The organism is Nocardioides albertanoniae (genome assembly GCF_006716315.1).
Classification (GTDB): Bacteria; Actinomycetota; Actinomycetes; order Propionibacteriales; family Nocardioidaceae; genus Nocardioides; species Nocardioides albertanoniae.
The window spans coordinates 2,333,288-2,358,816 of the sequence record NZ_VFOV01000001.1 but is presented as its reverse complement, the minus strand read 5'-3'; the positions used below and the strand labels follow the sequence as shown (position 1 = coordinate 2,358,816).

Here is a 25,529-nt window from a genome sequence, read left to right as displayed (position 1 = left end):
GGTTTCTCCCCCTAGAGCCTTACTGCTGCGTTGCCGGGGTGGCCTCGGCCTTGACGATGTCGATGACGAAGTAGAGCGTGCTGTTGGCCGGGATGCCCGGGTTGCCGCCCTGGCCCGGCTTCTCCTCCGAACCGTAGCCCAGCTCCGGCGGGATCTGCAGCAGAACACGGCTGCCGACCTTGACGCCCTCCAGGCCGCTGGTCCACCCGGGGACGACCTGGTTGAGGGCGAACGGCACGGCCTTCTTGCTGAAGCTCTCGTCGAACGGCTTCTTGGCTCCGTAGGTCATGCCCAGGTAGTTGGCGGTGACGGTCTGGTCGGCGGTGACCTCGGCGCCGTCGCCCTCCTTGACGATGGAGCGCTTGAGCACGTCGTCGGCCTTCGGCTTGGCGATGCCGGAGAAGTCGAAGCCGGTCGGCTTGCCCTTCTTCTCCACGACCTTCGGGAGCTCGGAGGACTTGACGTCGTGCGGGGTCTTGTCGGCGGCAGGCTTGACGACGTCGATGACGACGACCAGCGTGTCGTGGTTGCCGATGCCCATCTGCGGGTTGCCGCCCTCGCCGAGCAGGTCGGCCGAGCCGACGATGGCCTCGATCCGGTCACCGACCTTGGCGCCCTTCAGGATCGTGTCCCACGGCTTCTCCGCAGGCAGCTCCTCGCCCTCGGGAGCCTGGCTCTGGTAGGCCCACTCCTTGTCGGTGGTGGTCGCGTTGCCGATGTAGATCTTGGCGAGCACGCCACGACCCTTCGGGATCTCCTCACCGTCGCCCTCGGTCAGCGTCTTGACCTTGGGGTCCTTCGGGTAGGAGATCTCCGACTTCCACTTCAGCGTGGGTGCCTTGTCGGTCTTGGCCGAGACCGTCACGCCGTCGAAGCCGGAGACGGTCTCGTCGCCGTATCCCTTCTTCTCCTCGCCACCGCAGGCGACCAGAGCGGGGATGAGCATGGTGATCGCCAGCGCGCTCAGCGCGTGACGCAGACGAGGCCGAGGAGCAGTGGGCACAGTGCAAACCTTCGTGACGTGGAAGAAGTGAACGACAGCGGAGCACACCATATCCGCCTCGTGGTTGCGAGGTGTCGAAGCCACCCCGCCGGGCGCGCTACATGCCGTCGATGAGCCGCTGGACGCGCTCGTCGTAGGCCTTGAGCGGGTCCTTGCAGAGCACCGTGCGCTGCGCCTGGTCGTTGAGCTTGAGGTGGACCCAGTCGACGGTGAAGTCGCGACGGCGCTCCTGGGCCTTCTTGATGAACTCCCCGCGCAGGCGCGCCCGGGTGGTCTGCGGCGGCACCGACTTGGCCTCGAAGATCTTCAGGTCGGTGGTGGCGCGCTTGACCGCTCCCCGCTTCTCGAGCATGTAGTAGAGGCCCCGGTTGCGGTGGATGTCGTGGTAGGCGAGGTCGAGCTGGGCCACACGCGCGTGGCCCAGCGGCAGTCCGTGCTTGGCCCGGTAGCGGTCGATCAGCTTCCACTTGATCACCCAGTCGATCTCACGGTCGACCAGGGAGAGGTCGTCGGACTCGATCGCCTTCAGGCCGCGCTCCCACAGGTCGAGGGAGGCGAGCATGGTCGGGTCGGTGATCTCGCGGCGGTCGACGAACTCGCGCGCCTTGGAGAGGTATTCGTTCTGGATGTCGAGGGCGCTGGCCTCGCGACCGTTGGCCAGACGCACCTTGCGACGGCCGGTCAGGTCGTGGGAGATCTCGCGGATGGCCCGGATCGGGTTCTCCATCGTCATGTCACGCATGACGACGCCCTCCTCGATCATCCGCAGCACCAGGTGGCAGCTGGCGACCTTGAGCATCGTGGTCGTCTCGGACATGTTGGAGTCGCCGACGATGACATGGAGGCGGCGATACTTCTCCGCGTCGGCGTGCGGCTCGTCGCGGGTGTTGATGATCGGCCTGCTGCGGGTGGTGGCCGAGGAGACGCCCTCCCAGATGTGCTCGGCGCGCTGGGAGACCGAGAACCCGGCACCACGCGGGGTGTGGGTGACCTTGCCGGCGCCGACGATGAGCTGGCGGGTGACCAGGAACGGGATGAGCACGTCGGCGAGCTTGGAGAACTCCCCGGCGCGGCTGACCATGTAGTTCTCGTGGCAGCCGTAGGAGTTGCCGGCCGAGTCGGTGTTGTTCTTGAACAGGTAGATGTCGCCGGCGATGCCCTCGTCGTGGAGCCGCTGCTCGGCGTCGAGGAGCAGGCCCTCCAGGATCCGCTCCCCCGCCTTGTCGTGCGTGACGGTCGAGATCACGTCGTCGCACTCGGGCGTGGCGTACTCGGGGTGGGAGCCGACGTCGAGGTAGAGCCTCGCGCCGTTGCGCAGGAACACGTTGGAGCTGCGCCCCCAGCTCACCACCTTGCGGAAGAGGTAGCGGGCCACCTCGTCGGGGCTCAGCCGCCGCTGGCCGCGGAACGTGCAGGTCACGCCGTACTCGTTCTCGATGCCGAAGATGCGCCTGTCCATAACCGAAACCCTAGACCGTCGGCGGTGACTCCGGAGGCGTTCAGAGCTACGACACGGCGGGCGAACCACCCTCCGGAACGTCGGTGCGTCTCGCAGCGGAGAATGAGCCCTGGGCTCGTCGACCTTCCGTGAGCCGCTGGACCTGCCAGTCCCGAACGATCGGATCCCGTCGTGTCCTCAACCCCGCCTGTCCTCGCGCCGCAGCATTCGAGCGTGCTCGCCGCGCTACGTTCACCGAGGCTGCTGCGTACGGAGGTGCTCGCCGGCCTCGTCGTCGCCCTCGCGCTGATCCCGGAGGCGATCTCGTTCTCGATCATCGCCGGTGTCGACCCCAGGGTCGGGCTGTTCGCCTCGTTCACGATGGCGGTGGCCATCTCGTTCCTGGGCGGCCGGCCGGCGATGATCTCCGCAGCCACCGGTGCGGTGGCGCTGGTGATCGCCCCGGTGATGCGCGAGCACGGCTACGACTACCTGATCGCGACGGTGCTCCTGGGCGGCCTCATCCAGATCGCCCTGGCGCTGACCGGGGTGGCCCGGTTGATGCGCTTCCTCCCCCGTTCGGTGATGGTCGGGTTCGTCAACGCGCTCGCGCTCCTCGTCCTCCAGGCTCAGGTCGTCCACATGGTCGGCGTGCCCTGGGCGGTCTACCCGATGATCGCCGTCGGCATCGCCGTCATCGTCGGCCTTCCGCGCGTCACCACGGTGATCCCTGCCCCGTTGGTGGCGATCGTCGCGCTCACGGCCTTCACCGTCATCGGTTCGGTCGACGTGCCGAACGTCGGTGACCAGGGCAAGCTGCCCGACAGCCTGCCGACCTGGTTCCTGCCCGACGTACCTCTCACGCTCGACACCTTGGAGATCATCGCCCCCTACGCCCTCGGCATGGCTCTGGTCGGCCTGCTCGAGTCGCTCCTGACCGCCAAGCTCGTCGACGACATCACCGATACCCACTCGGACAAGACGCGCGAGGCCGGCGCCCAGGGCGTGGCGAACCTGATCACCGGCCTGTTCGGCGGCATGGGCGGATGCGCGGTGGTCGGGCAGACGATGATCAACGTGAAGGTCTCCGGCGCGCGTACGCGCCTGTCCACCTTCCTCGCCGGTGTCTTCCTGCTCGTGCTGGTCGTCGGGTTCGGCGACGTCGTGGCGCTGATCCCGATGGCGGGGCTGGTCGCGGTCATGGTCATGGTCTCGGTCAGCGCCTTCGACTGGCACTCCGTGCGGCCCGCCACGCTGCGCCGGATGCCGCTCTCGGAGACGGTGGTGATGGTGACGACGGTGGTCGTCACCGTGGCCACCCACAACCTTGCCATCGGGGTCGTCGTCGGTGTCCTGGTCGCGATGACGCTCTTCGCCCGCCGGGTCGCCCACATGACCGCGACCGATCGCGAGCTGGTCACGGGGCCTGACGGCGAGAGCACCGCCGTCTACCGGGTCACCGGCGAGCTCTTCTTCGCCTCCAGCAACGACCTCTACACGCAGTTCGAGTATGCCGAGGACCCCGACGAGATCGTCATCGACCTCTCCGACTCCCACATCTGGGACGCCTCCACGGTCGCGGCCCTCGACGCGATCACCCACAAGTACGCGATCAAGAACAAGTCCGTACGCATCGTCGGGCTCAACACCTCCAGCGCCGACCGGCACCAGCGGCTCAGCGGCCGGCTCACCGGGCACTGAGCCTGGCAGGACTCGTGTCGCCCGCGATGTAGAGATCGCTGCCCGGGCCTCGTTCACCTCTCACAGGCACCCCGCCGAACGACGACTACGTATGAGGATGGCAGTCATGACGAACCTGAAGCGCTTCGACCACATCGGTGTCACCGTCGCGGATCTCGACGCGGCCACCGACTTCTTCGTCGGCCTCGGCCTGGAGATCGAGGGACGCGCGTTCGTCGAGGGCGAGTTCATCGACACGGTCTGCGGCATCCCCGACTCGCGCTGCGAGGTCGTCATGCTGCGGCCGCCGGGCGGCGGCACCTCGCTCGAGCTCGCCCGGTTCGTACGCCCCGACCACACCCCGGGCTCACCGGCGGCGATGGCCAACGAGCTCGGCCTGCGCAACGTCTGCTTCGAGGTCGAGGACCTCGACGCCGAGCTCGAGCGGCTGGCGGAGGCCGGCTACGGGCTCGTCGGAGGAGTCGGCGTGCACGAAAACATCGTGCGGATGGCGTACGTGCGTGGCCCGGAGGGCATCGTCGTCTCACTCTCCGACCGGATCGACTGAGTCCCCGGAGACGAGACGTGGGAGCGCCGAGGTCAGCTGGTGACCTCGGCGCTCCCACGTCGCCGGCACAGTCGGCTCAGTCGGTTCGGCCGATTCAGTCGACCGGTGGGGCGATGGGCGGCTCGCCGTCGTCGTCGTCGGCCGGCGGTGCCAGGGGCGCCTCGTCGGCGGACTTCTCGCCGCTCTTCTCGGCGCTGTCCTCCGTAGCCGTCTCCTCGGCGGCCGACTTCTCGGCGGCTGCGGGCTTCGCGTCCTCGAGCTCGGCGGTGCCGCTGACCGCGCCGAGGATCTCGACCAGCGTCGCCGGCCGGATCCTGCGGAACTTGCGCGGCTGGGTGCGGTTGCGGTCGAGCACCGCCACCTCGAGATCCTTGGCCGCGATCTCGCGGTCGTCGGTGTCGGTGTGGCCCAGCGCGGCCACCGCCAGCTTGATCGCGTCCTCGAGCGAGGCGCCCTCGGTGTAGCGCTCCTTGAGATAGCCACCGACCGCCTCGGCCGCGCCACCGATCGCGGCGAAGCCGTGCTCGTCGACGACCTGGCCGTCGTAGGTGAGCCGGTAGAGCTGGTCGTCGGCCGCGGAGTCACCGATCTCGCCGACGAAGAGCTCGACCTCGTAGGGCTTCTCGCCCCCCGAGGAGAAGATCGTGCCGAGCGTCTGGGCATAGGCGTTGGCCAGGCCACGGCCGGTGACGTCGCGCCGGTCGTAGGCGTAGCCGCGCATGTCGGCGAGCCGGACGCCGGCGATGCGGAGGTTCTCGAACTCGTTGTAGCGCCCGACCGCGGCGAAGGCGATCCGGTCGTAGATCTCGCTCACCTTGTGGAGCGCCGCCGAAGGGTTCTCGGAGGCGAAGACGATGCCGTCGGCGAACTGCAGCGAGACCAGTGCCCGGCCCCGGGAGATGCCCTTGCGCGCGAAGTCGGCTCGGTCGCGCATGAGCTGTTCGGGAGAGACATAGAAAGGAGTGCTCACTGGCCACCCTCCAACTCGGCGATGGGACCGTCGGGCCGCTGGAGCCTTCCGGTGATGACGGCTTCGGCGACAGCGCCGACCTCTGCGTCGGGCAGCGTGCGGCCGCCGTCGGCGGTGATCACGTGCACGATCGGGAACAGCTTGCGCGACAGGTCGGGCCCGCCGGTGGCGGAGTCGTCGTCGGCCGCGTCGTAGAGGGCCTGGATCAGCACCGCGACCAGGGTCGCCTCGTCGAGGTCTTCGCGGTAGAGCTTCTTCAGCGAGCCCTTGGCGAACAACGAGCCCGAGCCGACGCCGGAGTAGCTGGTCTGCTCGTAGCGGCCTCCGGTGGGGTCGTAGCCGTAGATCCGGCCGGAGCCGGTGTCGGGGTCGAAGCCGACGAAGAGCGGCACGACCACGAGGCCCTGCATCGCCATCGGCAGGTTGGACCGGATCAGCGCCGAGAGCCGGCTGGCCTTGCCCTCGATCGAGAGCGTGGTGCCCTCGATCTTCTCGTAGTGCTCGAGCTCGGTCTGGAAGAGCTTGACCAGCTCGATCGCGAGACCCGCGGACCCGGCGATGCCCACCGCGGAGTATTCGTCGGCGGGATAGACCTTGCGCATGTCGCGCTCGGCGATCAGGTTGCCCTGGGTCGCGCGCCGGTCACCCGCGATGATCACGCCACCGGGAAAGGTGGCCGCCACGATCGTGGTGCCGTGCGGAGCGATGTCGCCCAGGTTGGCGGAGCCGCCCTGGACGCTGCCCGGGAGCAGGTCCGGGGACTGCGCGGTCAGGAAGTCGGCAAAGGACGATGTGCCCGGCGTCATGAAGGCAGCCGGGATCCGGGACTCAGACATGTCTTACTGTCCACCCTTCTGGATGAAGGACTTCACGAAGTCCTCCGCGTTGGTCTCCAAGACGTCGTCGATCTCGTCGAGGATGTCGTCGACGTCGGAGTCCAGCGCTTCCTTGCGCTCGCTGACGTCGGTCTCGGGCGCGGTCTCGACGGCCTCCTCGGACTCGGAGGACTTCTTCGGCTGCTTCTGCTCCTGTGCCATGTCACCAACCTATCCACTAGCACCGACAAAACCTGAGGAAACAATGCCTGATTACGCTGAGGGAGGAAGGCATACCTCGGAACTGGCCGTCCTCCGGCACGCGGAGGCGATCCTGGGTCCGGCAGGCGTCAGTCGTGCGCCGGTCAGGCGCCGGTGAGCCGGTTGAAGAGGTCGAGGGCGGTCTCGGATGCGTCGAGCAGCCCGCCGACGTGCTTCTTCGTGCCGCGCAGCGGGTCGATGGTCGGCACCCGCTGCAGCGACTCCCGACCCGGCAGGTCGAAGATGACCGAGTCCCACGACGCGGCGGCGACGTGCTCGGAGTACTTCTCCAGGCAGCGCCCGCGGAAGTAGGCCCTGGTGTCGGTCGGCGGGTCGTGCATCGCCTTCTCCACCAGGTCGTCGGTCAGCAGGCGCTGGATCCGCCCGGAGCGTACGAGCTTGTTGTAGAGGCCCTTCTCGGGGCGGATGTCGGCGTACTGCAGGTCGATCAGGTGCAGCTTGGGGTCGTTCCACTCCAGGCCGTCGCGCTCGCGGTAGCTGCGCAGGAGCTTGTACTTCGCGACCCAGTCGAGCTCGGTGGCGCACTCCATCGGGTCGCGCTCGAGCCGGTCGAGCACGGATTCCCAGCGCTCGAGCACGTCCTTGGTCTGATAGTCGGCCTCGGAGCCGTAGCGCTCCTCGACGAACTTCTTGGCCAGATCGAGGTATTCCATCTGGAGCTGTACGCCGGTCAGCTTGCGGCCGTCCTTGAGCGTGATCAGCGTCTTGAGCGTGGGGTCGTGGGAGATGGCACGCAGCGCCGAGACCGGGCCGTCGACGCTGAGATCGCGGGAGATGTAGCCGTCCTCGATCATCGCGAGCACCAGCGAGGTGGTGCCGACCTTGAGGTAGGTCGAGATCTCGGCCAGGTTGGCGTCGCCGAGGATCACGTGGAGGCGGCGATACTTCTCGGGGTCGGCGTGCGGCTCGTCGCGGGTGTTGATGATCGGCCGCTTGAGCGTGGTCTCCAGACCGACCTCGACCTCGAAGAAGTCGGCGCGCTGGGAGATCTGGAAGCCGTCCTTGGGCCGCTCCTGGCCGATCCCGACCCGCCCGGCACCGGCGAAGACCTGCCTGGAGACGAAGAACGGGGTCAGGTGCCGCACGATGTCGGCGAAGGCGGTCGAGCGGCGCATGAGGTAGTTCTCGTGCGCTCCGTAGGAGACGCCCTTGTTGTCGGTGTTGTTCTTGTAGAGGTTGATCTGCGGGCTGGTCGGCAGCCGCGCGGCGGCACGGGTGGCGTCGAGCATCACCTGCTCGCCGGCCTTCTCCCAGCGCACCGCGTCGAGCGGGTTGGTCACCTCGGGGCAGGAGAACTCCGGGTGGGCGTGGTCGACGTAGAGCCGGGCGCCGTTGGTGAGGATGACGTTGGCCAGCCCCAGATCCTCGTCGGTGAGCTGGCTGGGGTCGGCGACCTGACGCGACATGTCGAAGCCTCGGGCGTCGCGCAGCGGCGACTCCTCCTCGAAGTCCCAGCGCGCTCTCCTCGCCTTCAGGGTCGAGGATGCGTACGCATTGACGACCTGGCTCGAGGCCACCATCGGGTTCGCCTGGGGCTGTCCGGCCACGGCGATCCCGTATTCGACCTCGGTGCCCATCACCCGTCGTACGCTCATACCTGCAAGGCTACCGGCCATGTGCGCGAAGCAAGGGGACCATCCACACGCCACACCGAGGTCGGTCGAGAGGCGTTCAGCTGGACGGAACCAGGAGGCACCCGGCTCGTGAAACGCTACGTCTGGTGGTACGCCGCCGGCGCGACGATCCTCGCGGTGCTGGTGCTGTGGCCGCTCGCGGCCGCCGGGCTGCTCTCGGGTGCCGGCGACGTCGAGGAACACACGACGATCACCGACTACGACGGCGACTTCGTCGTCACCGACGACGGCCGGATGTCGGTGACCGAGACCGTCACGGTCGACTTCCCCGACTCCGAGAGCCACGGCATCTTCCGGTTCTTCGACTCCCGCGACCCCAACGCGCCCTCGTTGCGCCGCCGGCCGGAGAACATCTCCGTCGAGGTCGACCCGAAGGTGAGCGACCGGCAGAAGGCGCAGGCCATCGTCGACCGCGGTGGCTGGGAGGCCGACGAGCTGCCCCGCCTGGTCGAGAAGTACGGTCAGGCCGACGGCACCGCACAGTTCCTGCTCCAGTTCGGCAACTACGCCGAGACCGAGAAGACCACCGAGGGCTGGAGCGGCCGCTACACCGACATCCGCATCGGCGACGAGTATTCCGAGCTGCCCGAGGGCAAGCACACCTACGTGCTGCGCTACGAGATGGCCGACGTGCTGCTCCCCTCCGGTGACGGGTCGCGGTTCTACTGGAACCTCATCCCCTCCGGGTGGCGCCAGTCGATCGCCCACGCCGATCTCGACCTCACCCTCCCCGCCGACACCGCCGACGTACGCTGCGCCGTCGGTCGCGGCGCCACCGACGGCTGCGCCACCACCGAGGGCGAGGGCACCTCGACGCTGCGAATCACCGCGGACGACCTGCCGGCGGGCACCCCGCTCACCGTGCAGGCCGGCATCCCCGGGCTCGCCACCCCCGAGATCACCGGGCGCGAGTGGCCGTGGTCGCAGCGTTGGGACGCGGTGCTGGGCACCGACACCGAGACCTACGGCGTCATCGCGGGCCTCGCGATCGCCGCTCTGCTGGTCGGCGCCATCGTGCAGGTCAGGACCTGGGACCGGCTGCCGCGGGTGGAGCCGCGGGCGACACCGCCGCCCGACATCGGGCCTGCTCAGGCGGCGTACCTGATCGAGAAGCGGGCGAAGCCACGCCTGCTCGGGGCGAGCATCCTCTATGCCGCCTCCCGCGGGATCGTCGGGATCCGCTCGACCCAGAACGGATGGCGCACCTCGACGTTCCGGAGCGAGGACGTGCCCCGACCGTCGTGGAACACCGTCGACCGGGTCACCCGCGTCGTGGAGAAGTTCGACAACCTCGCGATCGGCGCCGACAAGAACAGCGCGGCCGGTCGGCGGGCCGCGAAGACGCTGGGGCAGACCATGCCCACCTTCCGCCAGCGCGCGGAGAGCTGGGCGGTCAACGACGGGCTGGTCCGGCGTGAGGGCGCCGGGATGTGGCTCTATCTGGTCGGCTTCGTGGTCTCGGCGCTCGCCTGTGTCGTCCTGGCGATCGTACGTCCGGGCGAGACGACCCTGTGGGCGCTCGCACCCGGGCTCCTGGCGATCATGCTCGGCCCGGCGACGGTGCCCAGCGCCGGGCTCAAGCGCACCGAGGCGGGCCGCGCTCTGGCAGCCGAGGCGGCGGGCTTCCGGGAGACCCTGCGGGCCCGGTCGGGCGACTTCCAGGGAGACCAGGCGACATACGACACCTATCTGCCGTGGGCGGTCGCCTTCGGCTGTGCGAAGCAGTGGGCCGGACGGTTCAAGGTCGGCGGGGTCTCCAGCCCCGCCGCGCCGAGCTATCTCCCCTACAACCAGCATGCTCTCTTCGGCGCCTCGGCGGTCTCTGCCGAGGCGGGAGCCGGCGCCGTGGGCGACCTCGCCGGCGCGCTGACCAGGGACTTCGAACGCTCCTTCGACTCTGCCGTACGTGCCTACCAGGCGCCCTCGAGCAGCGGCGGCAGCGGTGGTTTCTCGGGCGGTGGGACCTTCTCCGGCGGAGGCGGGGGCGGAGGCGGTAGTTTCGGCGGAGGCGGGGGCGGCGGCGACGGCGGAGGCGGGTCATGGTGAGGTCAGAGCATGAGCACTCCTGAGATCCGGCGGGCCACCGCCGACGACCTCGACGACCTGTTCTCGATCTGTCTGCTGACCGGGGCCTCCGGCGAGGACGCCACCGAGTTCTACGACGACCCGAAGCTGCTCGGCAACATCTACGCGGCGCCCTATCTCGTCTCGCGGATCGGCCTCGGGTTCGTCGCCGTCGACGACGAGGGAGTCTCCGGCTATGTGGTCGGCACGCCGTTCACCCGATCCTTCGAGAAGGAGTGCGAGGAGGACTGGTGGCCGGCCCTGCGCGTCGTCAACCCCGACCCCGGGCCCGACTTCGACCCCACCGACTGGAGCGCCCGGATGCGTTCCCTGATCCACCGCCCGCTCCACTCGCCCCCCGACCTGCTGGCCGACTTCCCGGCCCATCTGCACATCAACCTCCTCCCCCGCGCCCAGGGCCAGGGCGTCGGCAAGGAGCTGATCGCGATGATGCTCGGCGCCTTCCACGTCGCCGGCGTACGCGGCGCCCACCTCGGCGTCAGCGCCGGCAACACCCGCGCCATCGGCTTCTACCGTCGCGTCGGGTTCACGACCCTCGTCGAGAGCGACCAGGCCCTGATCCTCGGCGTGCAGTGGACCGGTGAGATGGAGGACTGAGCCGGTCCGTTCTGGGTCGTGGGTGGGGCTCAGCGCGGTTTGCGCGTACGCACCGCGTGGGCGACGTTGACGCCGACGAGCCCCACCCAGGAGATCACGAGGGCGCCGAGGTTGTCGGTGACGCCGAGGGTGATGCTGATCGGGATGCCGGCGACGGCGGACCCGGCGCCCAGGACGAACTGGAAGACCGAGGTGCGCGACTCGTTGCGCTCGGCGAGGGTGCGGGCGGCGGCGGTGGTGCCGACCCGCTCCTGCACGGTCTTCTCGATGCGGTCGGCGAAGCCGGCGACCAGCTCCGCGTCGAACGCGTCCCCGAGCTCATGGCGGGTCTCCAGCCCGGCCTCGATGTCCTTGCGCGCCATCTCTTCTGCCACGTCGCTCAACCTTACAGATCAGATGCTGGGGCCGTTCGGCCCGAAATTGTGTTGGATGTTGGCTCGCTCCGAGGAGGCACGTCCGGACACCACCCAGACCAGGGCCCCGAGGGCCGCTACGACGACGAGCACCGCCAAGCCGAGCGCAATCAGCAGCCATACCGCCATCTGGGCCCCCGTCCATACGCGGGACCGCCCCACGAACGATCAAACCCTAGCCCCCGACGCATCGACTCGCAGCCGAATAGAACGCGGCGGACACACTCCGGCCGCCGTCCACGGATGTAGACGGCGGCCGGCGTACGGATCCGATTACAGGTACTGACCCGTGTTGGAGACCTGCTCGATGGAGCGACCGGGCTCGGTGCCCTGCTTGCCGGTGATGAGCGTGCGGATGAAGACGATCCGCTCGCCCTTCTTGCCGGAGATGCGGGCCCAGTCGTCGGGGTTGGTGGTGTTGGGGAGGTCCTCGTTCTCCTTGAACTCATCCACGCAGGCCTGGAGCAGGTGTTGCACCCGCAGGCCCTTCTGCGCGGCGTCCTGGCCGGCGTCGAGGAAGGACTTGATGGCCATCTTCTTGGCCCGGTCGACGATGTTCTGGATCATCGCGCCGGAGTTGAAGTCCTTGAAGTAGAGGATCTCCTTGTCGCCGTTGGCGTAGGTGACCTCCAGGAAGCGGTTCTCCTCGGTCTCGGTGTACATCCGCTCGACGGTGGTGCGGATGAGCTCGTCGACGGTCGCCTGCTTGTCGCCGTTGAACTCGTTGATGTCGGAGGGGTGCAGCGGGAGGTCGGGCACCAGGTACTTCGAGAAGATGTCTCGCGCACCCTCCGCGTCGGGACGCTCGATCTTGATCTTCACGTCCAGCCGGCCCGGGCGCAGGATCGCCGGGTCGATCATGTCCTCACGGTTGGAGGCGCCGATGACGAGCACGTTCTCCAACGCCTCGACACCGTCGATCTCGGAGAGGAGCTGCGGGACGATCGTGTTCTCCACGTCGGAGGAGACACCGGTGCCGCGGGTGCGGAACAGCGAGTCCATCTCGTCGAAGAAGACGATCACCGGGGTGCCGGCCGCGGCCTTCTCACGGGCACGCTGGAAGACCAGGCGGATGTGTCGCTCGGTCTCGCCGACGTACTTGTTGAGGAGCTCGGGGCCCTTGATGTTGAGGAAGTAGGACTTGCCGTCGGCACCGGTGCGCGCCGCCACCTTCTTGGCCAGCGAGTTGGCGACGGCCTTCGCGATCAGGGTCTTGCCGCAGCCTGGAGGGCCGTAGAGCAGCACGCCCTTGGGCGGCTTGAGCTGGTGCTCGATGAAGAGCTCTGGGTAGAGGTAGGGCAGCTCGACGGCGTCCTGGATCTGCTCGATCTGGCCGGAGAGGCCACCGATCGAGTCGTAGGCGATGTCGGGCACCTCTTCGAGGACGAGCTCCTCGACCTCGGACTTGGGCACCTTCTCGTAGACGTAGCCCGAGCGCGGCTCGAGCAGCAGCGAGTCACCCGCGCGGATGGCGTCGCGCAGAAGCGGCTCCGCCAGGCGTACGACACGCTCCTCGTCGGCGTTGGCGATGACCAGGGCGCGCTCGCCGTCGGCGAGCAGCTCCTTGAACATCACGACCTCGCCGACCTTCTCGAACTCCATCGCGGCGACGACGTTGAGCGCCTCGTTGAGCATGACCTCCTGGCCATAGCTGAGCTCGTCGAGGTTGACGTTGGGCGACGCGGTCACCCGGAGCTTGCGCCCGCCGGTGAAGACGTCGATCGAGTCGTCGTCGTTGCGCTCGATGAAGGTGCCGAAGCCTGCCGGCGGCTGTGCCAGTCGGTCGACCTCCTCCTTGAGCTTGACGATCTGGTCACGGGCTTCTCGAAGCGTCCCGGTGAGTCGTTCGTTCTGCGAGGTCACACCGGCCAGCGAGCGCTGCGCCTCGGCGAGCCGCGCCTCCAGCCCACGCGAAGACCCGGGCATCTCGGTCAACCTGTGCCGCAGGTCGGTCACCTCGGCTTCGAGGAAACGGACATGGCTCTCGAGCTCCTCGGGGCTGCGCTCCTCGGAATGGAATCCATCGGATGTCGACATCAGCACACCTCCTCTGCTGATTCGACCCTACAAGGACGGAGGGCAACAGGGAGGGTTGATTTTTCGAGCATGGACACAATCTGTCCATATCGGGGCCACCCGTGTCAGCTCGTGGCACGCAGGAGATCTGCGCGCCCGCGAAGCCGGCTCAGGCCGACTCGCCGCTCCCATCAGGCACGACCTCGGGGGCGGGCGCCGCCACCGGCTCGGACGCCGGCATGTCGGCGGGCCGCGGACCCGTGTAGTCGACCCCGTACGCCCCGGGCGCGGGCCGGCGCGTCTTGCGCGGCGCACGCTCGCCCGCCGCGAGCCGGCGGGCGGTGACCAGGAAGGCGGTGTGGCCGATCATCTTGTGGCCCGGCCGCACGGCCAGCCCCTCGACGTGCCAGTCGCGCACCAGCGTCTCCCAGGCCTGCGGCTCGGTGAACCCGCCGTGGGCACGCACCGTCTCCACGAAGCGGGACAGCTGGGTGGTGGTCGCGACGTAGGCGCAGACGACACCACCGGCATAGAGCGAGTCGGCGGCCGCGTCGATGCACTCCCAGGGCGCGAGCATGTCGAGGATCAGCCGGTCGCAGCGGATCTGCTGACGGGGCAGCTCCTCCTGGAGATCGCCCAGGTTGAGCGACCAGCTCGGGTGGGACTCGCCCTCGGGTGTGCCGAAGAACTGGTTGACGTTCTTGCGCGCGACGTCGGCGAACTCCTCGCGGCGCTCGAAGGAGGTGACCTTCCCGAACGGGCCGACCGCACGCAGCAGCGAGCAGGTCAGCGCACCCGAGCCGACGCCGGCCTCGACGACGCTCGCGCCCGGGAAGATGTCGGCCATCGCCACGATCTGGGCGGCGTCCTTGGGGTAGACCACCGCGGCGCCGCGCGGCATCGAGACGACGAACTCGCTCAGCAGCGGGCGGAAGACGAGATATTCGCCGCCGGTGGAGGCGGTGACCGTGAAGCCCTCCTCGCGACCGATCAGCTCGTCGTGGTCGATGTGGCCCTTGTTGGAGAAGAAGCGCTTGCCGGCCACGAGCTCGAAGTTGTGGCGGCGACCCTTGGTGTCGGTCAGCCGCACCCATTCGCCCTCGCGCAGCAGCCCGCGGTGTACGCCCGCACGGGCATCGGCCGGAATGTCTGGGATATCAGCGCTTGACACCCGCCGAGGTTATCCGCTCGCCGGGCCAACCCGGCAAACCACGAGCACCGGCGCAGATTCGGGCGCAGATCCGGGCGCAGATCCGGGCGCCGGGTCAGGCACCGGCGCGGAAGGCGGCATCCACGTCGGAGGTGACCAGCACGCCGTAGATCGAGCCGTCGGGCTCGACCAGCAGGTATTCGGGCGCGGGCGTCTTCGAGATCGCCTGGATCAGCTCCTCGCCGTCGATGTCGGCCGACAGCGTCAGCCCCGACTCGAGGCGTCTGGTGACCGTCGATGTGGCCATCCACGGGCGGCGGTCCTCAGGGGTGGCCAGCAGCGCGCCCTCGTGCACGAGACCGATCGGCTCGCCCCCGCTGGTCACCGTGACGATGCTGCCGGCCTCGGCGTCCTGAGCGCGGCGTACGGCTTCGGCGAGGGGCAGGTCGGCCGGCACGGCGAGGGTGCGGCGAGCGAGGTCGCGGGCGACCAGCATCGGGAGCCGCAGCCGCACCTTCGCCGACATGATCGCGGCCGAGGCGCCGCTCCAGAGGAAGACGCCGATGATCACGGCGAGCACATAGTCCATGAGGTCGGGCTGGGAGCCGATGATCTGCCCCTGGATGAACGGCCACAGCAGCACCGCGACCGCGAGCACCCGCCCGGCCCAGCCGGCGACGATGTTGCCCCGGTTGACGTTGCCCGTGATGCCCCACACGCCCGCTTTGAGCACCCGGCCACCGTCGAGCGGCAGCCCGGGCACGAGGTTGAGCACGCCCACGAAGAGGTTGGTGACCCACAGACCGGTCACGATCAGCCCGATCAGGCCCTCGGGGGTCAGGTGGGAGACGCCGAACGCGGCGCCGGCGACGGCGAGCGAGACCAGCGGACCGACGACCGCGATCCAGAACTCGTGACGCGGCCGCTTCGCCTCGCTCTCCACGGCGGTCGCGCCGCCGAGGAAGTGGAGCATGATCGCGCCGACCGGGTATCCGAGCCTCTTGGCGACCACGGCGTGGGCGGCCTCGTGCAGCAGCACCGCGGCGTAGAGGACGATCGCGAACGCGAAGCCGGCGACGTAGCGCAGCCAGCCGAGGCCCGGCTCCACGGTCTCGATCTGCGGCGCCATCAGGTAGGCGATCAGGGCGGCGATCAGGAACCACGACGGGGTCACCAGGACCTCGCTGCCCGCGATCGAGCCCACCTTGATCGTGCCCGGCACGCGGGATGTGGGCGCCTCGTCGACCGGCTTGTCGCCGTCGGGGCGTGGGTCGGGGTCTGCCACGCTCCGAGCGTACTTGAGGTGCGGTGAAGGCCGGGTGTCGGTGCCTACCCATAGTGTCGACCCCATGAGCGAGCGCCAGCGATTGACCACGGGCCTCAGGCGGCCGTCTCCGTATTCTGCGCGCCGCTCGGCGGGGTCGGCGTGAGCTCGTCACCGGCGGACTCGCTCTCGACCCCGGTCGACGGCGTCGACGTGCTGGGCTCGCTCTCGCCGAGCCGTGCCGGCGACTTCACCTCGTGCCCGCTGCTCTACCGCTTCCGTACGATCGACCAGCTGCCCGAGCCGCCCACGGAGGCGGCCGCCCGGGGCACCGTGGTCCACAAGGTGCTCGAAGACCTCTTCGACCTGCCCGCTCCCGAGCGTACGCCGCGGCAGGCGGCCGCGATGATCGAGCAGGCCTGGCAGGACGTACGCGACCTCGACCCGGCGTTGGCGACGCTGTTCGGCGAGGAAGCAGACGGCGAGGAGACCGGCGGCGAGAAGACCTGGCTCGAGTCGTGCCGGCGGGTGCTGCGGCGCTACTTCGACCTCGAGGACCCGCGTCGTCTCGAGCCTGCCGAGCGCGAGCACTACGTCGAGACTGTCTTGGAGTCCAAGCTGCTGCTGCGCGGCTTCATCGACCGGGTCGACGTGGCCGCCGACGGCCGGATCCGCGTGGTCGACTACAAGAGCGGCCGCATCCCCAGCGAGGCGTACGAGGCGAAGGCACTGTTCCAGCTGAGGTTCTATGCGCTGGTGATCTGGCGCACCACGGGCGTGGTGCCGGCGATGCTGCAGCTGATCTACCTCGGCTCGGGCGATCTCTTGCGCTACGTGCCCGACGAGGCCGACCTGCTGGCGACCGAGCGCAAGATCGAGGCGATCTGGCGAGCGATCCGCGTCGCGCAGGAGAGTGGCGAGTGGCTGCCCAGCCCAAGCCGGCTGTGCAGCTGGTGTGCCCACAAGGCGCTCTGCCCCGCCTTCGGCGGCACCCCTCCCCCGCTGCCGACGACCACAGGCCCCGTCACCGCAGGCGACGACGTGGATCTGGACTAGACGAATCGATGCGCGAGGTGGCCCTCGCGCAGCAGGTCAGCCCGCGCGTCGATCGTCTAGGCGCGCCTTCCGGGATCAGCGTGTCGCGGAAGTTATCGTCGGCTCGAATGTGACGAGTGCGGTTGAGGAGGTGCTGCTCGTGGACTCGACAGGCTCGACCACCCCCAGCTCGACGGCTCCCACGTCCACCGATCCGAGCTCGACCGATCCGAGCTCCGCCGCTTCGGACTCGGGCGCCTCACGTCACCGGCCCGACATCCAGGGTCTGCGCGCGATCGCCGTGCTCGCGGTCGTCGCCCTCCACGTCGGGTTCGGGTCGCTGACCGGCGGCTTCGTCGGTGTCGACGTCTTCTTCGCGATCTCGGGATTCCTGATCACCCAGCAGCTCGTGCGCCAGGCCCGCTCGCGGGGCCGGGTGAGCCTGCTCGGCTTCTATGCGCGCCGGGCCCGCAGGATCCTGCCGGCCGCCACCGTGGTGCTGCTGGCGACGACCGTCTACGCCGCCGTCTTCCTCGGTTTCGTACGCACCCGCGAGATCGCTCTCGACGCGCTGTGGTCGGCGGCGTTCGCCGCCAACTTCCGGTTCGCCTCGCTCGAGACCGACTACTTCTCCGCGGCGCTGCCGCCCTCGCCGCTGCAGCACTTCTGGTCGCTGGCGGTCGAGGAGCAGTTCTACCTGGTGTGGCCGCTGGTGATCCTGGGCTGCCTGTGGGCGATGAGGCGCTGGAAGTCCGCCCACGCCGCCGAGGGCCCCGAGAGCGCCGACAGGCTCGACCACCGCGGTCGACGGGTGCTGATCATCGCCCTCGGGGTCGGGATCGTGGCCTCGCTCCTGGCCTCGGCCGTGCTGACCCGCACGAGCCCCGAGGCGGCGTACTTCTCGCCCTTCACCCGCGCCTGGGAGCTCGGCCTGGGCGCGATCGCCGCGATCGCCTTCCTCGGCGAGGGCACCCAGGACGCGACGGCGCGCTGGCGTGCCCAGGTGCTCTCGGCGTTCGGGATGTTCTTCATCCTGTGCGCCTGCCTGCAGTTCAACGACGCGACCCCGTTCCCCGGCACGCCGGCGCTCGTGCCGGTGCTCGGCAGCGTCTTCATCATCGTGGCCGGCACCCTCTGGCACGGCCCGACGGTCGTCGGCCGACTGCTCTCGGTGCGCCCGCTGCAGATCATCGGCAACTGGTCCTACTCGCTCTACCTGTGGCACTTCCCCGTGCTGGTGCTGGCCGAGCTGCAGCTGGGTCGCGAGCTGCACTGGTGGGAGCAGGTGCTCCTGGTCGCGCTCGCGTTCGCTCTGGCCGGCCTCTCCTTCCACTTCGTCGAGGAGCCGTTCCGGCGCGGGGTGATGTGGCGCAGGCCGGTGCTGCGCAGAGCCGGCGCGCTGGGGCCGGTCGCGCTCTACCCGCTGAGCATCACCCTGGTCGCAGTGACCTGCTTCGGGGCAAACGCCTACGCCACCAGCACCGCGCGCGACGGCTACCAGCCCGCGATCACCCTCACCGAGGCCGACGCGCCCGGCTCCTCGGACGCGCCGGACGCCAAGGGCCCCGAGCGGCCGGCCTCGAGCGAGGGACCGCCCGCGGCCAAGGCCCCCGAGCCCGACCCGCTGCCGGCTCTCGTCGACGCCTCGATCCTGGCGGCTCGCAAGAACCAGCCGATCCCCACCAACCTCAAACCGGATCTGACCCATCTCTCCGACGACGTCGAGACCGTCGGCGAGTGCAACTACTACGTCACGAGCGTGCGCAAGCTCTGCCCGCGCGGCGACAAGGACGCCGAGACGACGATCGTGGTCATCGGTGACTCCCACGCCCGCCACTGGATCCCGGCGGTCGACGAGATCGCCGAACGCTCGGGCTATCGCGCCTACGTGCTGGCGATGCCGCAGTGCACCGTCTCGCTGATCACCCCCGACAAGCTCGACAGCACCGACCCGATGACGTCGTGCGACTCCTTCCACAAGTTCATGCTCTCGATGGTGAAGAAGATCCAGCCCGACCTGCTGCTGATCTCCTCGCGCCCGATCGGCGCCGCCTACCACGACGGCGCGGGCCGGCACACCGGCGAAGCCGAGGTACAGCGCGCCGTCTACCGCGGCTACCAGCGGCTGCTCGAGCACGTGAAGCCGGCCGCGAAGCGGACGGTGTGGCTGCGCGACGTACCGGCGCTCGAGTTCGACCCTGCCACCTGCCTGAGCAGCAACAAGAAGCTCTCGCCGTGCACCTACAAGCCGCTCGCGAGGCAGCAGGAGGGCGCCGACCTGCAGATGAAGGCCGCCAAGGCCGCCCGCGTAGAGGCGCTGAACCTCGACGACCTGTTCTGCGACAGCGCCCGCATCTGCTCCACCGTCGTCGGCGACTCCATCACCCACCGCGACAGCCACCACCTCACCGCGACCTACTCCGAGGAGATGGGCCGCACGCTCGGCGAGCGCCTGAAGATCTGGTAGCCGGAGGTCGGGTAGCCCGGTCTCGGCCGCGCGGATCCTCTATTGTCGCGAGCATGGCGAAGACGTCCCCGGCGGTGGAGATCGAGGTCGACAACCGAGTGGTGCGCGTCTCCAACCCGGATCGCGTCTACTTCCCGCAGATCGGCGCGACCAAGCTCGACGTGGTGCAGTACTACCTCGCGGTCGGGCCCGGCATCGTCAACGCGCTGTGGGAGCGGCCGTGCATGCTGCACAGGTTTCCCAAGGGGCTCGACGGCCCGAAGGTGCACCAGAAGCGGCTCCCCCAGGGCGCACCGGACTGGATCGAAACCGTGCGCCTCTACTTCCCGCGCTGGTCGCGCACCGCCGACGAGCTGTGCGTGACCGAGCTCGGCGCCGTGATCTGGGCGGTGCAGATGTCGACGGTCGAGTTCCACCCGTGGAACAGCCGCCGTGACGACACCGAGAAGCCCGACGAGTGGCGCATCGATCTCGACCCCGGCCCCGCCTGCCCGCTCAGCACCGTGCGCACCGTCGCCGCGGTGGCCCAGGAGGTCCTCACCGAGCTCGGCGCCGTCGGTTATCCGAAGACCAGCGGCGGCAGCGGCATCCACATCTACGTCCGGATCCCCGCAGAGCACGGTTTTCACGACGTACGCCGCGCCGCGCTCGCGTTCGCCCGCGAGGTCGAGCGCCGGGTGCCCGAGCTCGTGACCACCGCGTGGTGGCGCAAGGACCGAGACCCGGCTCAGCTCTTCGTCGACTACAACCAGAACACCAGGGATCACACGATCGCCGCGGCCTACTCGGTGCGCGGGGTGCCGCAGGCGCGGGTCTCCGCGCCGCTGCGCTGGGACGAGGTGCCCGACGCCGAGCCCGACGACTTCACCATCACCACGATGCCCGAGCGGTTCGCGAGGCTCGGCGACCTCCACCACGACATCGACGACCATCCCTTCGCGCTCACCGAGCTCCTCGAGTGGGCGCAGCGAGACGAGCGCGACGGGGCCGAGACCCCGCCAGAGGACTGACGCGGCGCCTCAGGCCTCGTCTCGGCGCAGGAGCGCCAGGAACATGGCATCGGTGCCGTGGCGGTGCGGCCACAGCTGCACGGTGCCGGCGATCGGGCCCGCGCTGTTGGGCACCTGTCCGACGGTCGCGGCGATCGGCTCGACCCGCAGGTCGGAGCGGGCCGAGAGCACATGCTCGACCACGCCCTGGGTCTCGGCGAGCACCGGCGAGCAGGTCGCGTAGAGCACCGCACCGCCGGGGCGGGTCAGGTCGATCGCACGCTCGAGGAGCGACCGCTGCAGGTCGATGAGCACGTCGAGGTCTCGAGCCGTCCGCCGCCACCGCGACTCCGGACGCCTCCGGAGCGCGCCGAGGCCGGTGCACGGAGCGTCGACGAGCACCCGGTCGAAGACGCCGGCCCTGAACGGCGCCCGAGTGCCGTCGCCCGCGACCACGCCCGCGGCGCCGGGGACGAGGGCGTCGCTCTCCCGCGCGAGGAGGTTCTGCCGCACCAGGCCGGCGCGGTGCGGCTGCCGCTCGTTGGCCACCAGCGAGGCGCCGCGCTGGGAGGCCAGGGCCGCCAGCAGCGCCGACTTCCCGCCCGGGCCCGCACACGCATCGAGCCAGACCTCCGGACCCCGACTCTCCAGACCTGCCTCGGCGAGCGCGAGCGCGACCAGCTGTGAGCCTTCGTCCTGGACCCCGGCGCGCCCCTCGGCGACGGCGGGGATCCCGGCCGGCGAGCCCGACTCGAGGGTGGCGCCGTACGGCGAGTGGGCCGTCGGAGCGCCGCCGAGCTCCTCGAGGCTCGATCGGCCCGGACGAGCGACCAGGGTCACCGCCGGAGGCACGTTGTCGGCCGCCAGGAGGGCGTCGACCTGGTCGCGGCCGACGGCCTCGGCGAGCCGCTCGACCACCCATCGCGGGTGGCTGAAGGCCACCGCGGCCCAGCCGTCGTGATCCTTCTCGCGCGCCGGTGCCACCGCGATGACCCACTCCTCCAGCGAGGATCGGGAGACCTTGCGCAGCACGGCGTTCACGAACCCGGCCGGGCCCTGACCGACCTTGGAGCGGGCCAGGTCGACGCTCGTCGAGATCGCCGCGTGGTCGGGCACCCGCATCGACAGGATCTGATGGGCGCCGAGGCGCAGCACGTCGAGCACCTTCGCCTCGACCTTGGCCAGCGGCCGGTCGATGCAGGCGGCCAGGATCGCGTCGTAGGTGCCCTGCTGCCGCAGCGTGCCCGAGGCGAGCTCGGTGGCGAACGCCGCGTCGCGACCCTCCAGGCCGAGACGGCCGAGCACGTGGGGCAGCACGAGGTTGGCGTACGCCTCGTCGACCCGCACCGCCTTCAGCACCTCGAAGGCGGCCAGCCGAGCCGGATCCGCGGGCTTGGTGGCACCACGCGTGCCCGACCGACCCGGACCCTGTGGCCCGCGACCGCGGTTGCGTCTCCCCGACTGCGCTCTGTTCGGCTGCGCCCTATCCGAAGGTGACACCGGACTCCAGACGTACCCCGCGGGCCCAGTCGGCGGCCGGCATCTCCTTCTTCCCGAACGCCTTGACGCGGCCCAGGCGCACGGTGGCGGTGCCGGTGCCGACGAGCACCTCGTTCTTGCGGACGAGCAGCTGACCGGGCGCGATGCCCGGGTGCTCGATCATGTCGAGGCCGCCCTCGAGCGTCACCGGGCCCACCTTGAAACGCTCGCCCTCGAGCAGCGTCCAGGCGCCCGGCGCCGGGGTGCACGCACGCACCTGGCGGTCGATGGCGAGGGCGCTCTGCTTCCAGTCGATCTGAGCGTCCTCGACGGTGATCTTGTCGGCGTAGGAGACGCCGTCCTCGGGCTGCTCACGGGCCTCGAGCGAGCCGTCCTCGATCCCGTCGAGGGTGCGCACCAGCAGCTCGGCACCGCCCTCGGTGAGCTTCTCGAAGAGCGACCCGGAGGTCTCGTGGGGCGTCAGCGCCTGCGTCATCGTGCCGAAGATCGGGCCGGCGTCCATCGCCTTGACGATCCGGAACGTGGTGGCGCCGGAGATCTGCTCACCCGCCCAGACGGCGCGCTGCACGGGGGCGGCGCCGCGGTAGGCCGGCAGGAGCGAGAAGTGCAGGTTGACCCAGCCGTGCTCCGGGATGTCGAGCGCGGTCTGCGGCAGCATCGCGCCGTAGGCGACCACGGGGCAGCAGTCGGGCTCGAGCGCCTTGAGGGCTGTCTGGAACTCAGGGTCGCGCGGATGCTCGGGCTTGAGCACCGGGATGCCCAGCTCCTCGGCGCGCTGGGCCACCGGTGAGGGCACCAGCCGCTTGCTACGGCCCTGGGCGGCGTCCGGGCGGGTCACGACGCCGACGACCTCGTGGCGCGAGGCGGCGATCGCCTCCAGGGACGGCACGGCGACCTCGGGGGTGCCGGCAAAGACACAGCGCATTACTTCTCCTCGAGGCTCATCAGAATCCGAAACCGTTCGTGGCGTGCGGCGAGATCTTGACCGTCGGCTTCTCGAGGCCGAACCACTCCGACTCGCGGATCTCCTTCATCGCCGCCTTGCGTGCCGCGGTGTCGAGCCGGTCGATGAACAAGATGCCGTCGAGGTGGTCGGTCTCGTGCTGGATCGCGCGCGCGAGCAGCTCCGAGCCCTCGATCGTGACCGGCTCGCCGTGCATGTCGAAGCCCCTCGCGACCACCGAGAGGGCGCGTCGGCAGTCGTAGGTGATGTCGGGCAGCGACAGGCAGCCCTCGCCGCCGTCCTGGATCTCCTCGGAGAGCGTGAGATCGGGGTTGATCAGGTGGCCGATCTCGCCGTCGACGTTCCAGGTGAAGACTCGCAGGCTGACGCCGAGCTGCGGCGCCGCCAGACCGGCGCCGGGCGCCTCGAGCATGGTGTCTGTGAGGTCGGCAACGAGCTTGTGCAGCTCCTTGTCGAAGTCGACGACCTCGAGAGCTGGTTTGCGCAGCACGGGGTCGCCAAAAAGTCGGATGGGCTGAACGGCCACAGGTCTCCTCGGGCGTCCGATCGGCGAGCTTGTCGGCACCACCCTAACCGGCGCGGCGGCGGCTCAGAGCGTCGGTGGATCCACCTGGATCCGCACCGGGTCCAGCTTGCGCGCCGAGCGCACCCGTTGCAGCTCCCCCAGCGCGCCGTTCAGCTCTGCTCCGAGGGATCTCGGCACCCGGATGACGGCCCGCAGCCGTGGCTCACCGGCGGTGGTGGACTCGGCCGGCACCGGCCCGAGGATCTCGCCTCCGGACGGGAGAGCGAGCAGGGTGAGCGCGTCATCGAGCGCCCCCGGGGTGGCCGTGATCGTGGCCAGCCGGGAGGCCGGTGGAAGGTGCGCCTCCTGGCGGGCCGACGCCTCTCGCCGGGCGAACCCGGGCTGGTCCCACCGCACCAGCGCCTGGAGCACCGAGAGAGCCGGGTCGCCCACGACCAGCACCCGTCCGCCAGGCCGCACCAGCCCGGCGGCGTTGCTCCAGCGGCGCAGCGCCTCCTCGTCCGTACGCAGGTCCGGCCGCCCCAGCAGCAGCCAGGTGTCGAGCAGCAGCACCGCGGTGTAGCCGCCCTCGGCGACCGGCTCCGCGCCGATGGTCGCGACCACGATGGCCGGCGCCCCCGGCACGGTCTGCTTGACGGCGCCCGCCGAAGAGGTCATCACCCGCACTCCGGGGAAGGAGCGGCCCATCTCCTCGGCCGTGCGGGCCTCACCGATGATCGGCGCCCGCAGCCCGAAACCGCCACAGGCCCCGCACGCCCACGCCGCCTCGACGTGCGCGCACCAGCCGCACGTCGGCGGCGTCGCCGGCCCGCCGAGCCGCAACGGACCCTGGCAGGCGGAGCACCTGGCAGGCGTACGGCATCGGTCGCAGGCCAACGAGGCCGCATAGCCGCGCCGCGGGGTCTGCAGCAGCACCGGCCCGTCCGCGAGCGCGACGCGGATGATCTCGTGGGCCTCGCGAGGCACCCGGGAGGTGCGGGTGAGCGGGTCCTTCTCGAGGTCGAAGTCGGTGTCGCCGGTGATCTCGATGCTCACCCGGCTGCGGGCCAGGGCACGGGTCGGGCGGATCTCCTGCGCCCAGCCCGTCTCCGCCAGGAAACCGGCCTCGACGGTGCGCGCGAAGCCACCCACGAGCGCCGCCGTACGCTCCTGCTCGGCTCGCAGCAGCAGCACGTCGCGGGCGTGCGGGTAGGGCGAGCGCTGCTCGGCGAGCAGGTCGTCGCCGTCGTCCCAGACGACGACGAGGCCGAGGTCGCGCACCGGCGCGAAGGCCGCCGCGCGGGTGCCGATCGCGACCCGCACCTGGCCACGCGAGACCCGGAGGAACTCGCGATACCGCTGCGCCGGGCCGGCGTCGGCGGCCAGCACGGCATGCTGCCCCTCCCCCAGCACCTTCGTCATCGCGGCGTCGAGCCGGGCGAGATCCTTCCAGTCGGGCACGACGACCAGGGCACCTCGCCCCGAGGCCAGCGTGGCCGCGGTGGCATGAGCGATCAGGTCGGCGTGGTCGGTGCCGGCCGCAGCGTGCCACACCGCCCGCGGCGCTCCCCCCGAGGCCAGGTGTCGCAGGAAGGCGGCCGCCGGCTCGTGCCCTGACCACGCCGCGGACGCCGCCTCGGCGTCGTACGGCAGACCAGGAGAGGTCGCAGCCTGCTCCGCCTTCTCCGTCGACGCGTGCCGTGGCGGCACCGCCAGCCGGATCACGTCGGCCCGAGCGCCCGCATACCGGCGCGCGACCGACTCGCTCAGCGCGGCGACGGCGGGGGTGAGCACCTGCTCGGGGCTGACGACCCGCTTGAGGGGCTGCAGGTTGGCATGCTCGGAGGCCTCCGCGCGGGCCACGATGAAGCCGTCGACGTCCTTGGGCCCGAAGCGCACCTTGACCCGCACCCCGGGCAGGGCCTCCTCGGCCATCGCCGCCGGCACCGCATAGTCGAAGGGGCGGTCGAGATGGGCCATCGGCAGGTCGACGAGCACCTTCGCGACCGGGTCGACAGAGGCGATCTCCGCGTCGGCCGCCTTGCGCGCACGCGTGGCCGCCGCCTTCGCCCGCCCCTCCTTGACGCGGTCGCGGACCAGCCCGGGCAGCTCCAGCTCGGCTGCCCCGGCTGCCTGATTCGGTCCCCGGCTCAC

The 25,529-nt window shown here is 70.0% G+C and carries 21 protein-coding genes; 7 read left to right on the top strand and 14 right to left on the bottom strand.

The genetic code is table 11. From position 1 onward, the window contains the following. Positions 1 to 19: 19 nt before the first annotated feature. Positions 20 to 1,003, bottom strand: coding sequence for an FKBP-type peptidyl-prolyl cis-trans isomerase (locus FB381_RS11190; protein ID WP_170225133.1), 984 nt, complete (start codon positions 1,001 to 1,003; stop codon positions 20 to 22). A 97-nt stretch (positions 1,004 to 1,100) separates the two neighbouring features. After that, entirely contained in the window at positions 1,101 to 2,462 is a 1,362-nt protein-coding gene (gene pafA / locus FB381_RS11185) for a Pup--protein ligase (protein ID WP_141780362.1), read from the bottom strand. Positions 2,463 to 2,633: 171 nt separating this feature from the next. Between pafA and FB381_RS11180 the strand changes: the two genes are divergently transcribed. After that, entirely contained in the window at positions 2,634 to 4,142 is a 1,509-nt protein-coding gene (locus FB381_RS11180) for a SulP family inorganic anion transporter (protein WP_141780361.1), read from the top strand. 106 nt (positions 4,143 to 4,248) lie between these two features. Beyond that, complete coding sequence (locus FB381_RS11175) at positions 4,249 to 4,689, top strand: VOC family protein (RefSeq protein WP_141780360.1); 441 nt, start codon at positions 4,249 to 4,251, stop codon at positions 4,687 to 4,689. A 94-nt stretch (positions 4,690 to 4,783) separates the two neighbouring features. Here the strand turns inward: FB381_RS11175 and prcA are convergent, their stop codons facing one another. From prcA to dop, 4 genes are all read right to left on the bottom strand, one after another. Beyond that, a complete protein-coding gene (gene prcA, locus FB381_RS11170) occupies positions 4,784 to 5,659 on the bottom strand; it encodes a proteasome subunit alpha (protein ID WP_141780359.1) in 876 nt (291 codons plus the stop codon). Continuing rightward, complete coding sequence (prcB, locus tag FB381_RS11165) at positions 5,656 to 6,495, bottom strand: proteasome subunit beta (RefSeq protein ID WP_141780358.1); 840 nt, start codon at positions 6,493 to 6,495, stop codon at positions 5,656 to 5,658. The genes prcA and prcB overlap by 4 nt, the downstream gene beginning before the upstream one ends. A gap of 3 nt (positions 6,496 to 6,498) precedes the next feature. Further along, entirely contained in the window at positions 6,499 to 6,696 is a 198-nt protein-coding gene (locus FB381_RS11160) for a ubiquitin-like protein Pup (protein WP_141780357.1), read from the bottom strand. A gap of 143 nt (positions 6,697 to 6,839) precedes the next feature. Beyond that, positions 6,840 to 8,351: a depupylase/deamidase Dop gene (dop, locus tag FB381_RS11155; RefSeq protein WP_141780356.1), complete on the bottom strand. Its 1,512-nt coding sequence runs from the start codon at positions 8,349 to 8,351 to the stop codon at positions 6,840 to 6,842. Positions 8,352 to 8,459: 108 nt separating this feature from the next. On the opposite strand from dop, the gene FB381_RS24090 reads away from it, so the two are divergent. Both FB381_RS24090 and FB381_RS11145 read left to right on the top strand, forming a co-directional pair. Next, positions 8,460 to 10,436 (top strand): DUF2207 domain-containing protein, encoded by a 1,977-nt coding sequence (locus FB381_RS24090; RefSeq protein ID WP_211352392.1) that lies wholly within the window; start codon positions 8,460 to 8,462, stop codon positions 10,434 to 10,436. Positions 10,437 to 10,445: 9 nt separating this feature from the next. Further along, positions 10,446 to 11,072, top strand: a complete 627-nt coding sequence (locus FB381_RS11145; RefSeq protein WP_141780354.1) for a GNAT family N-acetyltransferase — start codon at positions 10,446 to 10,448, stop codon at positions 11,070 to 11,072. 29 nt (positions 11,073 to 11,101) lie between these two features. On the opposite strand, the gene FB381_RS11140 is transcribed toward FB381_RS11145, so the two are convergent. The 4 genes from FB381_RS11140 to FB381_RS11120 all read right to left on the bottom strand — a co-directional run bounded on the left by FB381_RS11140 (position 11,102) and on the right by FB381_RS11120 (position 15,936). Continuing rightward, positions 11,102 to 11,446 (bottom strand): hypothetical protein, encoded by a 345-nt coding sequence (locus FB381_RS11140; RefSeq protein ID WP_141780353.1) that lies wholly within the window; start codon positions 11,444 to 11,446, stop codon positions 11,102 to 11,104. 312 nt (positions 11,447 to 11,758) lie between these two features. Next, positions 11,759 to 13,522, bottom strand: coding sequence for a proteasome ATPase (gene arc, locus FB381_RS11130; RefSeq protein ID WP_141780352.1), 1,764 nt, complete (start codon positions 13,520 to 13,522; stop codon positions 11,759 to 11,761). Between the two features lie 148 nt (positions 13,523 to 13,670). Then, entirely contained in the window at positions 13,671 to 14,672 is a 1,002-nt protein-coding gene (locus tag FB381_RS11125) for a tRNA (adenine-N1)-methyltransferase (RefSeq protein ID WP_141780351.1), read from the bottom strand. Positions 14,673 to 14,766: 94 nt separating this feature from the next. Then, positions 14,767 to 15,936, bottom strand: a complete 1,170-nt coding sequence (locus tag FB381_RS11120; RefSeq protein WP_141780350.1) for a site-2 protease family protein — start codon at positions 15,934 to 15,936, stop codon at positions 14,767 to 14,769. Between the two features lie 141 nt (positions 15,937 to 16,077). On the opposite strand from FB381_RS11120, the gene FB381_RS11115 reads away from it, so the two are divergent. The 3 genes from FB381_RS11115 to ligD all read left to right on the top strand — a co-directional run bounded on the left by FB381_RS11115 (position 16,078) and on the right by ligD (position 20,427). Further along, complete coding sequence (locus FB381_RS11115) at positions 16,078 to 16,971, top strand: RecB family exonuclease (protein ID WP_141780349.1); 894 nt, start codon at positions 16,078 to 16,080, stop codon at positions 16,969 to 16,971. Between the two features lie 139 nt (positions 16,972 to 17,110). Continuing rightward, positions 17,111 to 19,417, top strand: a complete 2,307-nt coding sequence (locus FB381_RS11110) for an acyltransferase family protein (protein ID WP_170225131.1) — start codon at positions 17,111 to 17,113, stop codon at positions 19,415 to 19,417. A gap of 53 nt (positions 19,418 to 19,470) precedes the next feature. Beyond that, the gene (ligD, locus tag FB381_RS11105) at positions 19,471 to 20,427 is read left to right on the top strand and encodes a non-homologous end-joining DNA ligase (RefSeq protein WP_141780347.1); all 957 of its coding nucleotides are present in this window, start codon (positions 19,471 to 19,473) and stop codon (positions 20,425 to 20,427) included. A 9-nt stretch (positions 20,428 to 20,436) separates the two neighbouring features. On the opposite strand, the gene FB381_RS11100 is transcribed toward ligD, so the two are convergent. The 4 genes from FB381_RS11100 to FB381_RS11085 all read right to left on the bottom strand — a co-directional run bounded on the left by FB381_RS11100 (position 20,437) and on the right by FB381_RS11085 (position 25,529). Next, on the bottom strand, positions 20,437 to 21,906 hold the full coding sequence (locus FB381_RS11100; RefSeq protein ID WP_141780346.1) for an RsmB/NOP family class I SAM-dependent RNA methyltransferase: 1,470 nt from the start codon (positions 21,904 to 21,906) through the stop codon (positions 20,437 to 20,439). Next, positions 21,890 to 22,831 carry a methionyl-tRNA formyltransferase gene (fmt, locus tag FB381_RS11095; protein WP_141780345.1) on the bottom strand — a complete coding sequence of 314 codons (942 nt, stop codon included), beginning with the start codon at positions 22,829 to 22,831 and terminating at the stop codon, positions 21,890 to 21,892. Before fmt ends, FB381_RS11100 begins: the two co-directional genes overlap by 17 nt. A gap of 19 nt (positions 22,832 to 22,850) precedes the next feature. Then, positions 22,851 to 23,396: a peptide deformylase gene (gene def / locus FB381_RS11090; RefSeq protein ID WP_141780344.1), complete on the bottom strand. Its 546-nt coding sequence runs from the start codon at positions 23,394 to 23,396 to the stop codon at positions 22,851 to 22,853. A gap of 63 nt (positions 23,397 to 23,459) precedes the next feature. Beyond that, positions 23,460 to 25,529 carry a primosomal protein N' gene (locus FB381_RS11085; protein WP_246088063.1) on the bottom strand — a complete coding sequence of 690 codons (2,070 nt, stop codon included), beginning with the start codon at positions 25,527 to 25,529 and terminating at the stop codon, positions 23,460 to 23,462.